Raw genomic sequence first — 15,664 nt, forward strand, 5'->3', positions numbered from 1 at the left:
TCCTCGGGCGCTCAGGACGGGACGACGGTGACCGCGCAGCCGCCGACGCCCGGACAGGTGAGGACGATGTCGGTGGCCCCGTCGACGGCGACCCGGGCCACCGCGCCGGTGCCGTCCGCGGCCGGCTCGACCTCGTCGCGGACCGTGAACTCGGCGTCGCCGGGCGCTGGCGCGGCCACCGTGAACGGCCCGGGGCTGCGCAGGATCAGCGTCCGCAGCCCGCCCGGGTCGGCGACGTGCAGCACGCAACCGCCGACGAAGACCAGCCGGCCGGTGCCGTCGGCGCACTCCGCGGCCACCGTGGCCGGGTCCACCGCGGACCGCTCGCCGCCCAGGCCGGCGAGCCGGTCGACCAGACCGGGCCGGCCGGCGGGGTCGCCCCGGTCGCCCCGGCCGGCGCCGACCGCGACCACGAACAGCGCCACCAGCAGGACGCCGAGCGTCGCCAGCAGCGCCTTCTGCCGTCCACTCATCGCACGGCCAGCGGGAGCACCTCGGTGAACCGGATCGTGTCCACCCCGGCGAAGTAGCGGTCGGTGCCCTGGGTCTTGCCGACCACCACCAGGGTGACCCGGTGCTGGCCGGCGGTGAGCCGGACGCTGCCCACGTCGATCCAGTCGGTGCGGACCACCGTCGGGGTGAAGCCGAGGAACGCGCCGCCCACCTGCGTGCCGTCGATGGCCCAGACGGTGTTGGCGTAGTCGAACGAGGTCGTCCGGACGGTCGAGAACAGCCACGTCCCGTCGGCGGGGATGTCCACCGTCACGCTCACCTGGTCGCCGATGGCCCGGCCCTGGAAGAACAGCTGGGTGTCCCCGGACCAGGTCACCCCGCAGCAGTTGCCCTGCTCCACGACGGTCGCCGCGCTGCCCCGGGGCGACTCCACCGCCGCCGCCGACACCAGGCTCTCCGCCTCGACGGTCACCACCCGGGGATCACCGGGCGGCGGGTCGTCGCCCCGCAGCAGCAGGACGGTCACCACCGTGCCGACCAGCAGCACCAGAGCCGCCGCCGCGGCGATCCACGGCCACGGCGTCCGCTTCGGCGCGGCGACCGCGCGTACCTCGTAGGTGACCCGGCCGCTGGAACGGGAGCTCTCCTCCGGCGCGGTGTTCGCCGAGTACGCGAACCCGGTCATGTCGTAGCGGCGCGGCGGCGTGCCCGCCGGGACGGTCAACCGGACGAGGAACGTCACCGAGCCCTGCCCGGGCACCACCCGCTGCGGCTCGGTGACCGTGAACCAGGCGCGCTGCGAGCCCTCACCCGGCGCCACGTCGAACACCACCGTGTCCGGCGCCTCGCCGGGGTTGGACACGGTGAAGGTCAGCTCGCCGGCGTTGCGGGCATCCAGGGTGAACTGCTCGGCGGCGGCGACGACCGCCCACTCGGTGGTCATGGCGACTCCTCTGCGACGACGATCTCGACGGTGGTCGACGCGGGCTTCTCCGCCTCGACGATTCGGGTGATCACGACCAGCTGCCCGGCCGCCGCCGGTGGCACCGTCACCACCACGTGGAATGGCTTCTCGGCCGGCTCGTCCAGGCCGAAACCGCTCAACCCGGTAGCCACCTCGAGAGCTCTTCGCATGCCGTACGGGGTGCCGCGCCAGCGGGCCAGCAACGCGCCCTGCGCCACCAGGTCCCGCAGCCGGCCGACCGGCAGCGGCGGTGGCGCGTCCGGCCGGGGCGAGGCCACCACGTGGTCCATCGCCACCCAGCGGGTCAGGTGCGCGACCAGGCCGTCCGGCGCCCGGTACGGGTCGAAGAGCGCGTCCACCTCGGCCAGGATCGCCTCGTCCGGGGCGTGCAGCGCCTCCATGACCTCCAGCAGCGCCCAGAGGACGCTGCCGGGCACGCAGGCCCGCTGGTACGCCGCGGGCAGCAGCCGCTCAATCGCCGTTCGACGCATCCTGCCGCACCACCTCGATGTCGTGCTCGCCGGAGCAGAGCAGCCAGGTGTCCGGGACGGTCACCACGTCGGCGGTGGCCTGGTTGGCGCTGGCCGTCCAGTCGACCGCGTCCACGCTGCGGTGGACGCCGCGTTCCCCGGCGGCCAGGATCAGCCGCCCGACCCCGCCGGCCGCGCCCGGGCCACCGGCCGGTCCGCCGGTCACGCCCGCGCCGGTGGCCGCCGCGACCGCGTCCACCGGCACGAACCGGGTGCGGTCCCGCAGCGGCAGACCGCAGTTGACACTCACCGACGTCCACTGCGGCTGGGTGGCCAGGGTGTCCAGCCGCAGCACGCCGCCGCTCTGCGTGGCGGCCAGCGCCAGCGGGCCGGCGAAGGCCAGGTCGCGGCAGGTGCCGCCGATCCAGCCGGACTGCACCGACTGCCACTTCACGTCCGACTCGAACAGCCGGGTGCGGTGACAGCCCTGCCCGGGCTTCTTCGGGTCCGGCTCGCCCGCGCCGCTCCACAGCAGGGTGGCCGGTCCGTCGTACTGCACCGCGAGCACCCGGTTGTCCACGTTGGCCAGGCCGACGTGGGCGAAGGTGCCCGGCCGGCCACCGGCGGTGGAGAGGTAGACCCCGAACCCGGCCTGCGCCGCCACCGCCACCCCGGGAGCCCCGCGCTCGGAGACGAAGGCGCGCACCGCGTAGAAGCCGCGGTCCGCGTCGGCCGGGTCGACGAGGATCTGCAACGGCACCGCGCCGGGCAGCAGGGACACCTCGTACAGGCCGGTGTCGGTGGCGACCAGCAGCGCGCCCGCCCCGTCCCGGTCGATCCAGGCCAGGTCGGAGATCCGGGCGTCCAGGTCGGCGAGCAGCGACCACGTCTCGCCGAGGTCGGTGCTCAGGTGCACCCGCGAGCCGCCGGACGCCCGCAGGGTCACCACGGCCACCGAGCCGGGCCGGGGCACGATGCCGGGCCGCACCGGCGCCGGGGCGGGCGTCACCCGCAGCACCGTCTCCCCGTCGGACCGGCCGGCCGGCTCCCAGCCGGCCCCCGCGTTGGTGGAGCGGAACAGCACCGGACCACGCCCGGCGTACCAGGTCCGGGGCTGGTACTGGTCCACGGCCAGGGCCCGCACCTCGGCGTCCGGCGCCTCGTCCACCACGAACCGCACCGACTCGACGTAACGCACGCCCGGCTCGGCGTGCTCGAGCAACCGGTACACGTTGGACGCCCGCAACGGCTCCCCGAACGCCCACCCGTTCGGGTTGAGCGCAGTGGGCAGTGGGCTCAGCGTCTGGTGCAGCCGCTCGTGGATGCGCCGGCGGACCGCGTCGGCGTCCTCCTCCCGGCGGACCACCACCCGGGCCCGGATCGAGACCGCCTTGTACCGGGCCCAGCTCGCGCGGCAACTGGTGCCCAGCGTCCGACGGCGGTCCAGATCCGCCTCCACCCGGCGCCGCGCCTCGGCGACCTCGTGCTCGCGCAGCACCGCCACCGGCAGCCGCCCGCCCGGCCGGGTCGCCGGCGGCACGTACGGCACGAGCACCACCTCCACCTCGCCGGGGCGGGCGAAGCTGTAGACCGCGGACCGGGTGAAGGCCCGGGCCCGGGCCACCGCGCCGGAGCCGGTGGCGAGCACCTCGAAGTCCCGCGCGGTGACGGCTCGCTGCTGGGCGAAGAACTCGTACGGGCCGCGCAGCAGCGCCGACTCCATCGACTCCATGTCCCGCCCGCCGGCCGCCGGAGCGGGGTTGTCCACCCGCACCCCGGGCAGCGGGTCGCGCAGGCTGGTCAGCGTCCCGGCGGCCACGTTGCCGGCCGGCCCGCCCCCGGCGCGGTACCAGAGCCGGATCTGCCGTCCGGCCGGCGGCACCGCGGCGACGGTCACCGGCCCGGCCGGCGCCGCGTCGTCGCCCGGGTCGCGCAGGTCCAGCGCCGGGCCGAAGGTGACCGTTCCGGAGCAGCGGTCGACCCGGTACACCTTGGCCTGTGGGCCGACGCCCGCGAAGCTGTCCACCGGCCGCCAGATCTCGAAGGTCCGGCCGCCGTGCTCCCGCGCGGCCGCGCCCAGCTCCACCGACCCGGCCGGCACCTCCACGCCGAGCAGCAGGTCCAGCGGCTCGGCGGTGTGCGCGAGCGGGGCCCGGGCGGCGCGGAGCACCTGGCCGGGCTGGCCCGTGCCGGTGCCGAGCAGCTCCGCCTCGACCGGTTCGCAGTGGTGCATCCGCACGGTCACCGCGGACTCCCCGGCGGGCAGCGCCGCCGGTTCGGTGGTGACGAACACGACCGGCCGCGGATCCGCGCCGCGCGCTGCGGCGACCCGGGTGCCGGCCGGGATCCAGACCGCGCCCCGCTCCGGCCCCGTCCGGGTGAACCGCACGTCGGCCCAGGCCACCGAGGGCGCGTGGCGGGCCACCCCGAGCAGGTTCAGGAACGAGACGTACGCCTTCTCCGGCAGCTGGTTCAGCCGGTAGATCATCACCTCGGTGAGGTGCGCGAACGCCTCGACCAACGCCATGCCGGGGTCGTGCGCGGACAGGTCGGTCCACGCCGGGCAGGACTGCCGGATCCGCTCGCGCGCCTCGGTGACCAGGTCGAGGAAGCCGCGGTCGTCCAGGTGCGGCACGGGCAGCGTCATCACTGGCCTCCCGGCGAGAGATCGGGGTCCGGCCCGCCGGCCGGCGGCGCGTCCGGCTCGTCGGTCGGCAGCAGGTCGACGGAGAACACCAGCTGGCCGGGCGTCAGGCTGACCCGCACCCGGTAGTCGAGGCGGATCACCAGGCGCCACGGGTCGTCCGGGTCCGGGCCGGCGTCCACGTCGATCACCTCGACCCGCGGCTCCCACCGGGCGATTGCCTGGCGCACGTAGTGGATGGCCAGCCCGGCGGTGGTGTCGTCGTTCGGGGCGAACACCAGGCGGTGCAGTCGCGACCCGTACCCGGGCCGCATCAGCCGCTCGCCCGGCATGGTCGACAGCAGCAGGAACAGCGCCTGGCGTACGGTCTCGTCGCCGTCGGTCATGGCCAGCCCGCCGGCCGCGGTCAGCGCCAGCCCGCCGGTGCGACCCGCGTCGAACCCGGCGCCGACGAACCGGAAGGCCCTCACCGGTCCGCCCCCAGGAACCCCTGCCGTGGGTCGCGCACCCGGTGGTGGACCAGGCCCGGCGGGGTGCCGTCGGTCAGCCCGTCGAGGTGGGACAGCACCACCCGCCGGCCGTCGACGCGCAGCCAGTCGCTGTAGCCGACCCGCACCGGCAGCGTCTTCGCGCACGGCTTCACCGTCGGCCCGTAGTTCGGGCAGGCGGTGATCTCCCGCCCCTCCGGGTCGTCGTCGACCAGCGCCGGCACGCCGCCGACCGTCACCCAGCGCTGGGACGGGCGGTTCTCGACGCGCCCGTCGTGGTCGCAGGTGATCACGGAGTCGCGATGGATCCACCGCATCAGCCGCCTCCTCGCTGCTGGTCGCGGACGAGCGCGCGGGCCTGCTCCGCGGCCGTCGCCGCGTCCTCGGCCGCCTCGGCGTGCCGGAAGTCGACGCTGCGGGCGCGCACGACCATCGCCCGGCCCGGCGCGGAGAGCACCAGGTCGGCCGCGGCGTGCAGGGTGACGAGGTCGGGGGTCAGCTCCAACCAGCTGCCACCGTCGGTGGCCAGCCGCAGGCTGCGCCCGGCGTCGTCGACCACGATCGACTGCCCCGTGCCGGTCCGCAGCGACCAGCGCCGGGCCCGCCCGTCGGCGATGCCCGCGTCGTACGGGGCCACCGCGCCGAAGAGCGAGCCGAGCACCACGCCGGACGCGGGCTCCCCGCCGGGCAGCGCCACCAGCACGGTGTCCTCCGGGTCGGGCAGCGCCACGATGCCCTTGTCCCGCCCGGCGCCCGGGCAGAGCACGGCGAGCCAGCCGGCGTCCAGGTCCCCGTACGCGGGCAGGGTCACCCGGACCCGACCCAGCCCGTCGGGGTCGGCGACGTCGGTGACCGCGCCGAGGGTGACCGTCGCGCCCGCGCCGCCGCCGGCCGGCGGGCTCGGCGGCGGCGCGGTGCCGAACCGGGTCAGGTGCCCGTTGGCGTCGAGCGTGTGCACCACCTCGGTGAGCACGTACTCCCCGGCGACCGGCTCGGCCACACCGTCCAGCGTGATCCGCCGCCCCGGCCGCAGCGCCGGAACGCCCTCGGCCACCCCCTCGGCGGTGACCAGGGCGGCGGTACGCGTGTCCAGCCGGGCCTGGGCGATACCGGCCAACTCGTCGTCGCTGCGCCCCGGCTGGTCCACCGCGGTACGCAGGTCGTCCGCGCCCACGTCGGCCGGGTCCGGCCGGCGGTCGGCCGGGCGGGCGCAGCGCGCCTCGTCCGCCCGCTGGCTGATCGGCTCGGCCCGCTGCGGGTGCCAGCCCAGCGCGGCACTGCCGCCAGCGGCCCGGTCCAGGTTGGTCGACACCCGCAGCGCGTGCACGTCCCGCCCCAACCGCAGCACGACCGGCTCACCATGGCCGGCGAGGCTGACCAGGCGGATCCGGTCGCCGTCGGCGGCCAGGTGCAGCCCGGCCCGGCCGGTCACCTCGGTCAGCAGCTCCAGGTCGCTGTGCCGGTGCTGGAGCAGCCGCTCCAGCCGGGGACCGTCGTCCTCCGCGTCGACGCTCAGCCCGACCTCGCCGCACAGATCCCGGGCCAGCTCGACGGCGGTGACCGACTCGAACACCCGCAGCCGCTGCCGCTTGCGCAGCCGGTGCAGCGCGTCGTACGCGCGGAGCCGCAGCAGCGCCGAGCCGTCCGCCGCGTACTCCACCTCGACGCAGGTCACCTCGCCGGCGAAGAGCCCGTCCGGGTGGTCGACCAGCCGCACGTCGAGGGTCGCCCCGGTGCGCGCCCACGGGGCGAGCGCAGCCGGGCCCGGCTCGGCGGCGATCGCCACCTCGCACTGGGTGGGCTGGTCCAGCCGGGCGGCGACCCGCACCGAGCGGAGCCGGCGGAGCACGAGGTCGGGCAACGGCGCGCCGTCGACCCGCACCGCGAGCGCCCGCGGCGCGACGGCGTTCACCGGGCACCGCCCGTTCCGGACGGCACGGTGCCGGTCGTCGTCGCACCGGCCCGGCCGGGCACCGGTTCGGCCGGGCCGGTCGGCGTCGGGGTGATCAGGCCGGCCACCGGCGGCACGGCCAGCGCCGTGCCCGGGGGCACGCTCATCGGGTCGGTGACCCGGTTGTGCTCGGCGAGCAGCCGCCAGCGCAGCGGTGAGCCGAGCGCGTCGTGGGCGAGCAGGTCGAACCGGACGCCGGAGTAGCCGGGCGCCGCGGCGCCGTCCCCGGCGGCCACGACGGCGGCGCCCGGCGCGGCGGTCGGCGTGCTCGCGGCCGCCAACTCCTCCTCGAAGCCGGCCTGCGCCTGGTCGGCGCTCTCCGCCACCCGGACCAGCTTGAGTCGCAGCCAGGAGCGGCGCGGCGAGCCGGTGCCGGTGAACGCGTCGAACCGCTCCGCGACCGCGACGATCACGCCGGGCACGTTCCACGCCTTGCCCCAGACCAGCCGGACCAGCGGCGGACGGAGCCAGCCGTGCTCGGCGGTCGAGTTCTCCGCAAGCATCCACAGGGGCCGGGTCAGCGCCCGGACGTCGTCCGGGCGGACCTGCGCCTCGACGAAGTCGACGTCGAAGAGCAGGTCCAGCACCAGTTCGGTGCGGCCGCCGCCGGTGAACACCAGCGTGTCGTCGGCCAGCCCGGCGCCGGTGAGCTGGCCGCCGGCCGCGGACCGGTGGCGTACCCCGGCGAGCCGGGTCACCTGCACCGTCTCCGGGTTGAGCAGGCAGTCCACCCGGGCGCCGCTGGCGTCGACGAGGAAGGCGACCCGTTCCATCAGCCACCCGCCTGTTCCCGGTCCAGCCGGCCCGCGTGCCCGGCGGCCAGGGCGTCGCCCAGCGCGGTCCAGAGCGGACCGTCGTCCGGCAACTCGGGCCACGGGCCGCCCGTCGGGGTGGCCCGCCGTCCGCCGCGGGGCACGCCCCGGTCGGCGCCGCCGGGTCCGGCCGGGTCCGGCAGCGCCGGCCATCGGTCCTCGACGCCACGTGGCCCGGGAGCGCCGCCGCCGGCCGGCGCCGGCACGCCACCGACGTCCGGCACCCCGAGCGGTACGGTGCCCGGCCCCCACGGTGGGGCGTCGGTCCGGCGGACGTCGCCGCCCTCCTTCGTGCTCCGGACCACTGCCACGTCGCCCCGCCCGTCCGCGGTACGACCCGTCAGCCACCCGGAACCCCCGGCCGCCCGGCCCGGCCCGGCGACCGACGCCCGCGCGGCCGACCACCGCGTGCTCGGCCCGTGCGGGCCAGGCCAGCGCGTGCCGGGTCCCTGCGTGCCGGGTCCCGGCGTGCTTGGTCCCTGCGTGCTCGGTCCCTGCGTGCCCAGCCACTGTGTGCCCGGGTGCTGTGCGGCCGAGCGCTGTGCGGCCGGAAGCTGTGAGGTCGGGTGCTGTGCGGCCGGTCCTGCCGGACGGCCGGCGCGATCCCCACCCCAGCCGCTGTACTCGGCTTCACTACCGGCAACGTCCGACGTCCGCGGGCCGGACGGGGGGTCCTGACGTCGCGGAAGCGGGGCGAAGGCCGCGCTACCGGGGTGGGCGTCGGCCGGAGCCGAGCCGGTGACCACGGCGCGGGAGGCCCAGGCCGGGGTCCCGGAGCCGTCGGCGTGGTCCGTCCGGCCCGGGCCGGCGGTCCGGCTCGCGGTCCAGGGGCCGCCCTGACTCCCGCCCCGGCCGTCGTTCCCGCTCCCCATCGTGGCGGCGGACGGCGCCGCCAGCTGGCCGCCCGGCTCGGTGCGCGACGCGGGGTGTTCGCCGTACGCCTCCCGGGCCGACTCGACCCGGCCGACACCGCCCCGGCCGACACCGCCCCGGCCCGGACGCCGCCCCGCATTCCGGCGGCGCCGGCCCCAGCGGGCCAGGCCGGCCCGACCCCGGTCGCCGGCGTCGGTGTGACCGGGAGCCGTCACACCGGGCGCGGCTGCGAGCGGCGGCACCGCCGGGCGCACCGGTGGGGCGCCCCGGACGTCACCGGCGAACTCGTGGCCGTCGCCCTCTCGCTCGCCGTCGCCGAAACCGTGGTCGAAACCGACGCCGTGGCCGTAACCGTCGTGGCCCTGGCCGTGGCCGTGGTCGTGCCAGTCGCCCTGGCCGAGACGGTGGCCGAATCCGTCGCCGCCCTGGCCGGCGCCACCGCGATCGGTCGGGTCCGGCGCGGATCCCGCCGGGCCGACGGGCCCACCGGTGCGGGGCGCGCCCGCGGCCGGGTCGTCGCCCCAGGCCGGACCGGACCCGGGGTCGAGCGGCAGGCCGTCGAGCAGCCCGGGGGCGTGCGCGGCGACCATCCGCAGCCAGTGCTCGGGAGGCTGGCCCGGCCGCCGGGTCCCCGGGCCGGGGCCGCCGGCCCCGATGCGGCCCGGTCCGGCCGGCCCTCCAGCGGGTGCGCCGGAGCGTCCGGGCTCGGCCAGCCCGGCCAGCCGCTGCGCCGTCGAGGCCACCGACCGGAGCCCGCTGGCCAGCCAGCTACGCGGGCGTCGGCGCGGCACCGCCGGTCTCCAGGTCCAGACCCTCGTACCGCAGGGTCAGCGCGGCGATGGCGATCTCCTGGCCGAGGGTGTTCAGCGCGGCACCACGCCACCCGGTCGGCCACGCGTTGATCAGGTTCCAGCGCAGCACCTCGGCCGTGCCCGCCGCGTCGAGCAGCACGATCGACACGTTGCGCCGGCTCACCACGCCCTTCGCCACCGCGTGCACCCAGTCCCACAGTTCCCGCGACGCGGTCAGTCCGAAGTGCAGGGTGACCGGCTCGTACTCCACCTGGCCCGGCACGATCCGGATCCGGTCGGTGCCGTGCTCCCGGTACGGGATCCCCGGAATGCTCATCGCCAGGCCGCTGACCTCGGTGAAGTGCCCGCTGGCCACGCCGTTGACGAGCAGACGGAAGTTGTACGCCCGGTACGGGTCGACCGGGGCGCCCGGTTGCGGGGTGGCCGTGGTCGGCATGTCAGCCTCCGATCGTCTCGGTCTCGGTGCCGCCGGCCCACTGGCTCAGCTTGAACACCACGAACTCCGCGGGCTTCACCACCGCGATGCCGATGTGCGCCACCACCATCCCGGCGTCGCGTACCTCCGGCGGGTTGGTCTCCTCGTCGCACTTGACGAAGAACGCCTCCTCGGCCGTACGCCCCAGCAGCGCGCCGTCGCGCCACACCCGGGTGAGGAACGCGCCGATGTCGCGGCGGATCGAGCGCCAGAGGGAGAAGTCGTTCGGCTCGAACACCATCCACCGGGTGCCGTTGGCGATGGCCTGCTCGATGGCGATGGACAGCCGCCGGACGTTGAGGTAACGCCACTCGCTGGCCTCGGCGGCGAGCGTACGGGCGCCCCAGACACGAATGCCCTCGCCGGCGAAGTAGCGGATCACGTTGACGCCCTTGGGGTTGAGCACGTCGTGCTCCGGGCGGGTGACCAGGTACGCCAGGTCGACCGCGCCGCGTACCGGCTCGTTGGCCGGAGCCTTGTGCACCCCGCGCAGGCCGTCGGTGCGGGCCCAGATGCCGGCCATGTGCCCGCTCGGCGGGGTGAGCACCAGGTCGCCGCTGAGCGGGTCGCGCACGCGCAGCCACGGGTAGTAGAAGGCGCCGAAGTCGGACTGCCGTGGCCGGTACGCCGCCAGCCCCGCCTCGCCGGAGCCGCCGGAGCCCGAGCCGCCGGAGCCCGAGCCGCCCGAGCCCTCGGCCGGCTTCGGCGGCTTGCCGCTCGACGGGGTGGCGACCCGGGTCAGCGCGGAGACGTCGTCGATGTCGGGCGCGGGGTCGCAGATCGCGACCATCGTGCGCAGCCGCTCCGCCATGCTGAGCAGCGCGTCGTGGGAGACCGGGTCGTGGAAGCCGGGGGCGGCGAGGATGGAGATCTCGTCGACCGCCTCGAGGAGCTGGAGCCCGCCGCGCCGCTGCCCGGTGCCGGTGATCGCGCCGCCCTCGCCGACGTTGACCACCCAGCACCGGGTGCCGCCGTTGTCCAGGAACCCGAACACCGCCCGGGCCAGCGGCGTGCTCTCCAGGTGCTCCCCGTCGGCGTAGAGGCGCAGGAAGTCCGACCAGTTGTTGACCGGCAGCGCCTTGCCCAGGTGGGCACCCGAATCCGGGGCGACGCCGACGAAGGCGGCGGTGCTGGTGCCGGCCGGGCCGATCGGTCTGGCGCCGCTCGGCACCTCCTCGACGTAGATGCCGGGGGAGAAGTAGCTGGGCATCGGTCCTCCTGGGGATCAGCCGGGCCGTGGCGGGCAGACGATGACGATGTCGGGTTCGGTGGGGTCGACGTCGGCGGTGAGCACCCGGCCCCGGCCGGTCAGCCGCAGCCGCACCGGCCCCGGGTGCTCCGGGTCGTGCGGGACGCCGACCACCCGGAACCGGCCGCCGGCGTCGGTCGCCGTCACGTACGCCGTGCCGGGCACCTCGACCCGCATCGCGGCCAGTGGTTGGTCCTCCGGTCCGACCACCCGGCCGCCGAAGGTGAGCGACTCGAGCTGTCGGAGCCGGATCGGGTGGAGCACGGGCGGCGCCGCCGGCGTCGGGTGCGCGACCTGTGCCGGCACGTCGATGAGCAGCGCCGGGCGCGGGCCGGTGCCGAAGGCGTCCCAGAGCCGGGAGTCGCCTGCCTCCAGCAGCACCGCGTAGCCGCCGTCGCGGGTGGCGGCGGCGAGCACCCGGTCCAACCCCGGCAGCCCCGCGGGGCCGTTGGCGCAGACCAGGTAACGAACCGTGAAGCGGTACGGCTCCCGCACCGCGCCGCTGCCGCGGGTCTGCCGGGCCGGGCAGAGCTCGAGCGGCCAGAGGGTCAGCTCGCCGGTGTCGTCGGCGGGCCGGGGCGGACCGACCGGGACGGGTGCGCCCGCCGCCGTGGCCAGCCAGGCGGCCAGCTCGGCGGTGGCCGTCTCGATCGGTCCGCGTCCGTCGCCGCTCATCGCGGGGGAGTCCCCTGGATCCGGTACGCGATGGCCTCGTTCCAGACGTGCGGGTAGACGCCGATCTCGAAGTACCGGGTGAACCGGTTGATCGGCGCGTTGCGGTGGTCGTGGTAGAGCAGCCACACCGGCGCGATGGTGAAGAGCACGTAGTTCGCGAGCACCAGCGGGATGTAGAGCGGCCCGAGCAGCCGGGCCTGGAGGATGTGCACGTCCTCGTGCCGCTGGATGCCCGGGCCGGAGCCGGCGCAGACCGTGCCGATCGTGGTGGCGTACCGGGGTGAGACGCCCTCCACCACGTTCACCCGGCAGCTGTGCTGCGAGGTGGCCCGGTCCAGCGAGTGACCGAAGACCAGGTGCGCGGCGAGGTAGACCGCGCCGACCACCGTGTTGAGCAGGCTCCAGGTGTGGTCGACGACGAAGAGGAACACGCCCCGGGCGTCCGGGTCGTACACCCGGGCGGAGGCGACCGCCCAGCCGAACGGCGCGCCGACCAGCACGCCCACGACGGCACCGATCAGCAGGCCGGCCGGGCCGCCGGCCCAGACGCCGAACGCCGCGCCGAGCAGGACGTGCGCCGCCGCGCTGACGATTCCGTAGACCATGACGACTCCCTCAGACCCAGGAGCGGATGATGCGGGGCTCGCGGCCCTGCGTGACCTGCGTCGGCGACGCCTGCGTCGCCTGCCGGTTGCCGGGCGGGAGCTGGTTGATGCCGAGGGCGGCGGAGAAGATGACCAGCCCGTTGAAGAACGCGATGATCCACTTCTCGGCACCGGCGTCGGTGGCGAACGCCGCCGTGACGTAGGACAGGGCGAGCGCGATGCCTACCGCTATCCACTTGCGTGCCTTGTCGCCGCTCGGGCCGATCAGCCCGCCGATGACGTTGGTGGCCAGCAGCGTCGCGGCGCTGGCGCCGGTGAGGCTGCCGAGGGCGGCCCAGGTGAAGAGATCGTTCACGGCGATCCCCCCTTCGGTTGTGCGGTGGTGCGACCGGGGTGAGGTGGTGCGGGCCGGCGCGTGGAGGTCGCCGGTGTCGGGTCGGCCCGTGGGTGGGCCGGCGGGCGTGTCAGCCGGACCGTGGCGGCTCGGCCAGCGGGGTGCCCGGTGCGGGCGGGCCGCCGGGCGGGGGCGCGGCGGGGCCGGACGGCTGTGCCGGAACCGCCGCGCCGGTGCCCGCCGGCGGCGTCGGGCGGGAGCGTCGCAGCAGGAGGACGACCACGACGGCGACCAGGAGCAGGATCACCGCCCCGCCGGCGGCCGGCAGCCACGGGAAGCCGCTCCCGTCGTTGGTGCCGGTCGCCGCCGACGCCGACGGACGCGGTGGGGCCTCGGCGAGCGCCCGCAACTCGATCGGCTTCTCCTGGTTCGCGTCGACCTTCCAGCTGACCGACCGACCGGTGACCGTGCCGTTGGAGTCGAGCACCCGACCGGGGAACGTCACCGATATCTCGAACGACATCAACCGCAGGAAAGCCTGTTGGTTCTGCGGGTTCTGCTCGGCCAGTTTTCCGCCGTATTTCTGCGGATCGAGTGGCAGGGTGAACCGGTAGAGATCGCCGTCCCGGACCAGTTTCAGGCTCTCCCTGTTGAAATCGCTCAACGGCGTCTTCCGGTAGGTGATCTGAGAACCGTACAGCTTCGCGTCCTCATACCGGCTCTCCTCGCCGGGCGGCAGCGCCGGGATGTTCTGCCGCAGCTCGGCGAAGCCGGCCTCGACGGTCATCTTCCGGGCGGTGAGCAGGGACTTCTGCGCCGTCAGGAGAAGTTGGCCGTCGACCGTGTCGTCGACGTTCACGGTGAGCCCGACATGGAGTTGCATGCAGCCGCTGAGTGCGGCGACCAACGCGAGACACACCGCGACGCGGAGTGCCCTGCCGCGGGTGAATCTCGTATTCATGGAACGAGTGTGTGTGATCGCTATCACCACAGCAGTCGGTGATCAGTCACAACGCAGTCGCCGATCTTACCAGCGCGCTGTCACGTTCGGCCGAGGCCGAAAATCAACGGAATGGATATCCTGAAGGGTTTGTCCATTCCGGACGTCCAACGTCGACCGGCGCCGCGATTGTCCGTGCCCGGCCGCGGCCCTGCCGCCACTCCCGCCCGGAGGCCGCCGCCACCCTCATCGTCGGCCGGCCTGGGTAGGCTGCGGCCATGTTCTCGATCTCGTGCGTGCTGCTGGTGGACCGGGACGGACGGCTGCTCATGCAGCTGCGCGACGGCCACGCGGTGTACCACCCGAACCTGTGGGGACTGCCGGGTGGGCACGCCGAGCCGGGGGAGACCCCGGAGCAGACCGCCGAGCGGGAGCTGTGGGAGGAGACCGGCCTCCGGGCCGAGCAGGGCCTGCGTTTCTTCACCACCCAGGAGATGCCGGCGCTGGATCGGGTGTTTCACTACTTCTCCGGTCCGACGCGGGCCCGCCAGGAGGACGTGGTGCTCGGCGAGGGCGCGGCGATCGTGTTCCTGTCGGCGGCCGAGGTGCTCGACGGTCGGCCGTACACACCGGGCACCGCCGAGGTGCTGACCCGGTTCCTCGCCTCGCCGGAGTACGCCCGGCTGGCCGCGGCCGCCACCGGCTGACCGGGCCCGGTTTGGCCGCCGTCCACCGCCGACCTCGACCGGGCTCAGGCGGAATCCGGGGGCTGCCAGTCGGCGTACCGGGCCATGCCCCGCAGCGCGGCGCGGGCCGGCGTCAGGCGCAGCAGCGCGTCGCGTGCCGCCACGGCCACCGGGTTGCGCAGCTGCTGGCCGTACCGGCCGGTCCGGTACGCGGCCCGGGCGATCGCCTGGCTGCGCGGGCGGCGCTGCCGGTCGTACGCCGCCAGCGCGGCCGGGAGCCCGTCGGCCCCGCCGGCGCAGGCGGCGCCGAGCACCACCGCGTCCTCGATCGCCTGGCAGGCGCCCTGGCCCAGGTTCGGGGTCATCGCGTGCGCGGCGTCGCCGAGCAGCGCCACCCGCCCCCGCACGTACGTCGGCAGCGGGATGGCCAGGTGGTGGATGTCGTTGCGCAGCACCACCCCGGGCGGGGTGGCGGCGAGCAGCGCAGGGATCGGGTCGTGCCAGGAGCCGAAGCGTTCCCGGACGGCCGCGAGCTCGTCCGGGGCGTGCCCGCCGGGCGGGGCGTTGACCGCGCCGTACCAGTAGACCCGGCCGTCGCCGAGCGGCACCATGCCGAACTCGGCCCCCGGTCCCCAGGTGATCGCCGCCGGCACCGGCGCCGGCCAGTCGATCGCCGCCCGCCAGGCGGTGGAGCCGGCGTAGACCGGCGGTGGCGACTCGGGCCAGAGCCGGGCGCGAAGCACGCTGTGCAGGCCGTCGGCGCCGACCACCAGGTCGGCGTCGACCGTCTCCGCCGTGCCGTCGTGCCGGTACCGGACCTCGGCGCGGGACGGATCGGTGTCCACGTCGACCACCTCGGCACCGGTGCGCAGCGCCTCGGCGGGCAGCGCGTCGCGCAGCAGTCGGTGCAGGGTGGCCCGGTGGATGCCGAGCGCCGTGGTGCCGAGCAGCCGGGTCAGCTCCGCGCCGTCCACCCGGGACAGCCAGCGTCCCGTCGAGGCGCGGATGCCACCCGGCGTCTCGGCGTGGCCGTCGCGGCGGACCGCCGGGCCGAGCCCGAGGACGTCCAGCCCGCGCAGCGCGTTCGCCATCAGGGTCAGCCCGGCGCCGACCTCGCGCAGTCGCGGAGCGCGTTCCAGCACGGTGACCCGCCAGCCGCGCCGGTGCAGGGCCAGCGCCGCGCTCAGCCCGCCGATGCCTCCGCCGACCACGACGGCGCGAGGGTCACCCATC

At 75.8% G+C, this 15,664-nt stretch carries 17 protein-coding genes; 1 reads left to right on the top strand and 16 read right to left on the bottom strand.

What is annotated here, in order from left to right; all coding sequences use genetic code 11:
- Positions 1-11: 11 nt before the first annotated feature.
- The 15 genes from O7603_RS01900 to O7603_RS01970 all read right to left on the bottom strand — a co-directional run bounded on the left by O7603_RS01900 (position 12) and on the right by O7603_RS01970 (position 13,766).
- Entirely contained in the window at positions 12-473 is a 462-nt protein-coding gene (locus tag O7603_RS01900) for a hypothetical protein (protein WP_281573932.1), read from the bottom strand.
- Positions 470-1,396: a hypothetical protein gene (locus O7603_RS01905; protein WP_281573933.1), complete on the bottom strand. Its 927-nt coding sequence runs from the start codon at positions 1,394-1,396 to the stop codon at positions 470-472. Before O7603_RS01905 ends, O7603_RS01900 begins: the two co-directional genes overlap by 4 nt.
- Complete coding sequence (locus tag O7603_RS01910) at positions 1,393-1,908, bottom strand: phage tail protein (protein ID WP_281573934.1); 516 nt, start codon at positions 1,906-1,908, stop codon at positions 1,393-1,395. The genes O7603_RS01905 and O7603_RS01910 overlap by 4 nt, the downstream gene beginning before the upstream one ends.
- Positions 1,889-4,534: a putative baseplate assembly protein gene (locus O7603_RS01915; RefSeq protein WP_281573935.1), complete on the bottom strand. Its 2,646-nt coding sequence runs from the start codon at positions 4,532-4,534 to the stop codon at positions 1,889-1,891. Before O7603_RS01915 ends, O7603_RS01910 begins: the two co-directional genes overlap by 20 nt.
- Positions 4,534-5,001 (bottom strand): GPW/gp25 family protein, encoded by a 468-nt coding sequence (locus tag O7603_RS01920; RefSeq protein WP_281573936.1) that lies wholly within the window; start codon positions 4,999-5,001, stop codon positions 4,534-4,536. The genes O7603_RS01915 and O7603_RS01920 overlap by 1 nt, the downstream gene beginning before the upstream one ends.
- A complete protein-coding gene (locus O7603_RS01925) occupies positions 4,998-5,336 on the bottom strand; it encodes a hypothetical protein (protein ID WP_281573937.1) in 339 nt (112 codons plus the stop codon). The genes O7603_RS01920 and O7603_RS01925 overlap by 4 nt, the downstream gene beginning before the upstream one ends.
- The gene (locus O7603_RS01930; RefSeq protein WP_281573938.1) at positions 5,336-6,931 is read right to left on the bottom strand and encodes a phage baseplate assembly protein V; all 1,596 of its coding nucleotides are present in this window, start codon (positions 6,929-6,931) and stop codon (positions 5,336-5,338) included. The genes O7603_RS01925 and O7603_RS01930 overlap by 1 nt, the downstream gene beginning before the upstream one ends.
- The gene (locus tag O7603_RS01935; protein ID WP_281573939.1) at positions 6,928-7,743 is read right to left on the bottom strand and encodes a hypothetical protein; all 816 of its coding nucleotides are present in this window, start codon (positions 7,741-7,743) and stop codon (positions 6,928-6,930) included. The genes O7603_RS01930 and O7603_RS01935 overlap by 4 nt, the downstream gene beginning before the upstream one ends.
- Positions 7,743-9,446, bottom strand: coding sequence for a hypothetical protein (locus O7603_RS01940; protein WP_281573940.1), 1,704 nt, complete (start codon positions 9,444-9,446; stop codon positions 7,743-7,745). The genes O7603_RS01935 and O7603_RS01940 overlap by 1 nt, the downstream gene beginning before the upstream one ends.
- The gene (locus O7603_RS01945) at positions 9,424-9,903 is read right to left on the bottom strand and encodes a phage tail protein (protein WP_281573941.1); all 480 of its coding nucleotides are present in this window, start codon (positions 9,901-9,903) and stop codon (positions 9,424-9,426) included. The genes O7603_RS01940 and O7603_RS01945 overlap by 23 nt, the downstream gene beginning before the upstream one ends.
- 1 nt (position 9,904) lies before the next feature.
- The gene (locus O7603_RS01950; protein ID WP_281573942.1) at positions 9,905-11,152 is read right to left on the bottom strand and encodes a phage tail sheath subtilisin-like domain-containing protein; all 1,248 of its coding nucleotides are present in this window, start codon (positions 11,150-11,152) and stop codon (positions 9,905-9,907) included.
- 15 nt (positions 11,153-11,167) lie between these two features.
- Entirely contained in the window at positions 11,168-11,866 is a 699-nt protein-coding gene (locus O7603_RS01955) for a carboxypeptidase-like regulatory domain-containing protein (RefSeq protein WP_281573943.1), read from the bottom strand.
- Entirely contained in the window at positions 11,863-12,471 is a 609-nt protein-coding gene (locus O7603_RS01960) for a glycine zipper family protein (RefSeq protein WP_281573944.1), read from the bottom strand. The genes O7603_RS01955 and O7603_RS01960 overlap by 4 nt, the downstream gene beginning before the upstream one ends.
- A gap of 10 nt (positions 12,472-12,481) precedes the next feature.
- Positions 12,482-12,826 carry a hypothetical protein gene (locus O7603_RS01965; RefSeq protein WP_281573945.1) on the bottom strand — a complete coding sequence of 115 codons (345 nt, stop codon included), beginning with the start codon at positions 12,824-12,826 and terminating at the stop codon, positions 12,482-12,484.
- Between the two features lie 109 nt (positions 12,827-12,935).
- Positions 12,936-13,766 carry a DUF3153 domain-containing protein gene (locus O7603_RS01970; RefSeq protein WP_281573946.1) on the bottom strand — a complete coding sequence of 277 codons (831 nt, stop codon included), beginning with the start codon at positions 13,764-13,766 and terminating at the stop codon, positions 12,936-12,938.
- Between the two features lie 257 nt (positions 13,767-14,023).
- Between O7603_RS01970 and O7603_RS01975 the strand changes: the two genes are divergently transcribed.
- A complete protein-coding gene (locus O7603_RS01975) occupies positions 14,024-14,452 on the top strand; it encodes an NUDIX domain-containing protein (RefSeq protein WP_281573947.1) in 429 nt (142 codons plus the stop codon).
- 44 nt (positions 14,453-14,496) lie between these two features.
- Here O7603_RS01975 and O7603_RS01980 read toward each other — a convergent pair whose 3' ends face one another.
- On the bottom strand, positions 14,497-15,663 hold the full coding sequence (locus tag O7603_RS01980) for an FAD-dependent oxidoreductase (protein ID WP_281573948.1): 1,167 nt from the start codon (positions 15,661-15,663) through the stop codon (positions 14,497-14,499).
- Position 15,664: the final 1 nt, after the last annotated feature.

The organism is Micromonospora sp. WMMD812 (assembly GCF_027497215.1).
Taxonomy (GTDB): domain Bacteria; phylum Actinomycetota; class Actinomycetes; order Mycobacteriales; family Micromonosporaceae; genus Micromonospora.

Excerpts from the sequence above, each read along its gene's own strand:
- O7603_RS01900 (WP_281573932.1), bottom strand. The coding sequence starts at position 473 with ATGAGTGGACGGCAGAAGGCGCTGCTGGCGACGCTCGGCGTCCTGCTG.
- O7603_RS01905 (WP_281573933.1), bottom strand. The coding sequence starts at position 1,396 with ATGACCACCGAGTGGGCGGTCGTCGCCGCCGCCGAGCAGTTCACCCTG.
- O7603_RS01910 (WP_281573934.1), bottom strand. The coding sequence starts at position 1,908 with ATGCGTCGAACGGCGATTGAGCGGCTGCTGCCCGCGGCGTACCAGCGG.
- O7603_RS01915 (WP_281573935.1), bottom strand. The coding sequence starts at position 4,534 with ATGACGCTGCCCGTGCCGCACCTGGACGACCGCGGCTTCCTCGACCTG.
- O7603_RS01925 (WP_281573937.1), bottom strand. The coding sequence starts at position 5,336 with ATGCGGTGGATCCATCGCGACTCCGTGATCACCTGCGACCACGACGGG.
- O7603_RS01935 (WP_281573939.1), bottom strand. The coding sequence starts at position 7,743 with ATGGAACGGGTCGCCTTCCTCGTCGACGCCAGCGGCGCCCGGGTGGAC.
- O7603_RS01945 (WP_281573941.1), bottom strand. The coding sequence starts at position 9,903 with ATGCCGACCACGGCCACCCCGCAACCGGGCGCCCCGGTCGACCCGTAC.
- O7603_RS01950 (WP_281573942.1), bottom strand. The coding sequence starts at position 11,152 with ATGCCCAGCTACTTCTCCCCCGGCATCTACGTCGAGGAGGTGCCGAGC.
- O7603_RS01955 (WP_281573943.1), bottom strand. The coding sequence starts at position 11,866 with ATGAGCGGCGACGGACGCGGACCGATCGAGACGGCCACCGCCGAGCTG.
- O7603_RS01960 (WP_281573944.1), bottom strand. The coding sequence starts at position 12,471 with ATGGTCTACGGAATCGTCAGCGCGGCGGCGCACGTCCTGCTCGGCGCG.
- O7603_RS01970 (WP_281573946.1), bottom strand. The coding sequence starts at position 13,766 with ATGAATACGAGATTCACCCGCGGCAGGGCACTCCGCGTCGCGGTGTGT.
- O7603_RS01975 (WP_281573947.1), top strand. The coding sequence starts at position 14,024 with ATGTTCTCGATCTCGTGCGTGCTGCTGGTGGACCGGGACGGACGGCTG.
- O7603_RS01980 (WP_281573948.1), bottom strand. The coding sequence starts at position 15,663 with ATGGGTGACCCTCGCGCCGTCGTGGTCGGCGGAGGCATCGGCGGGCTG.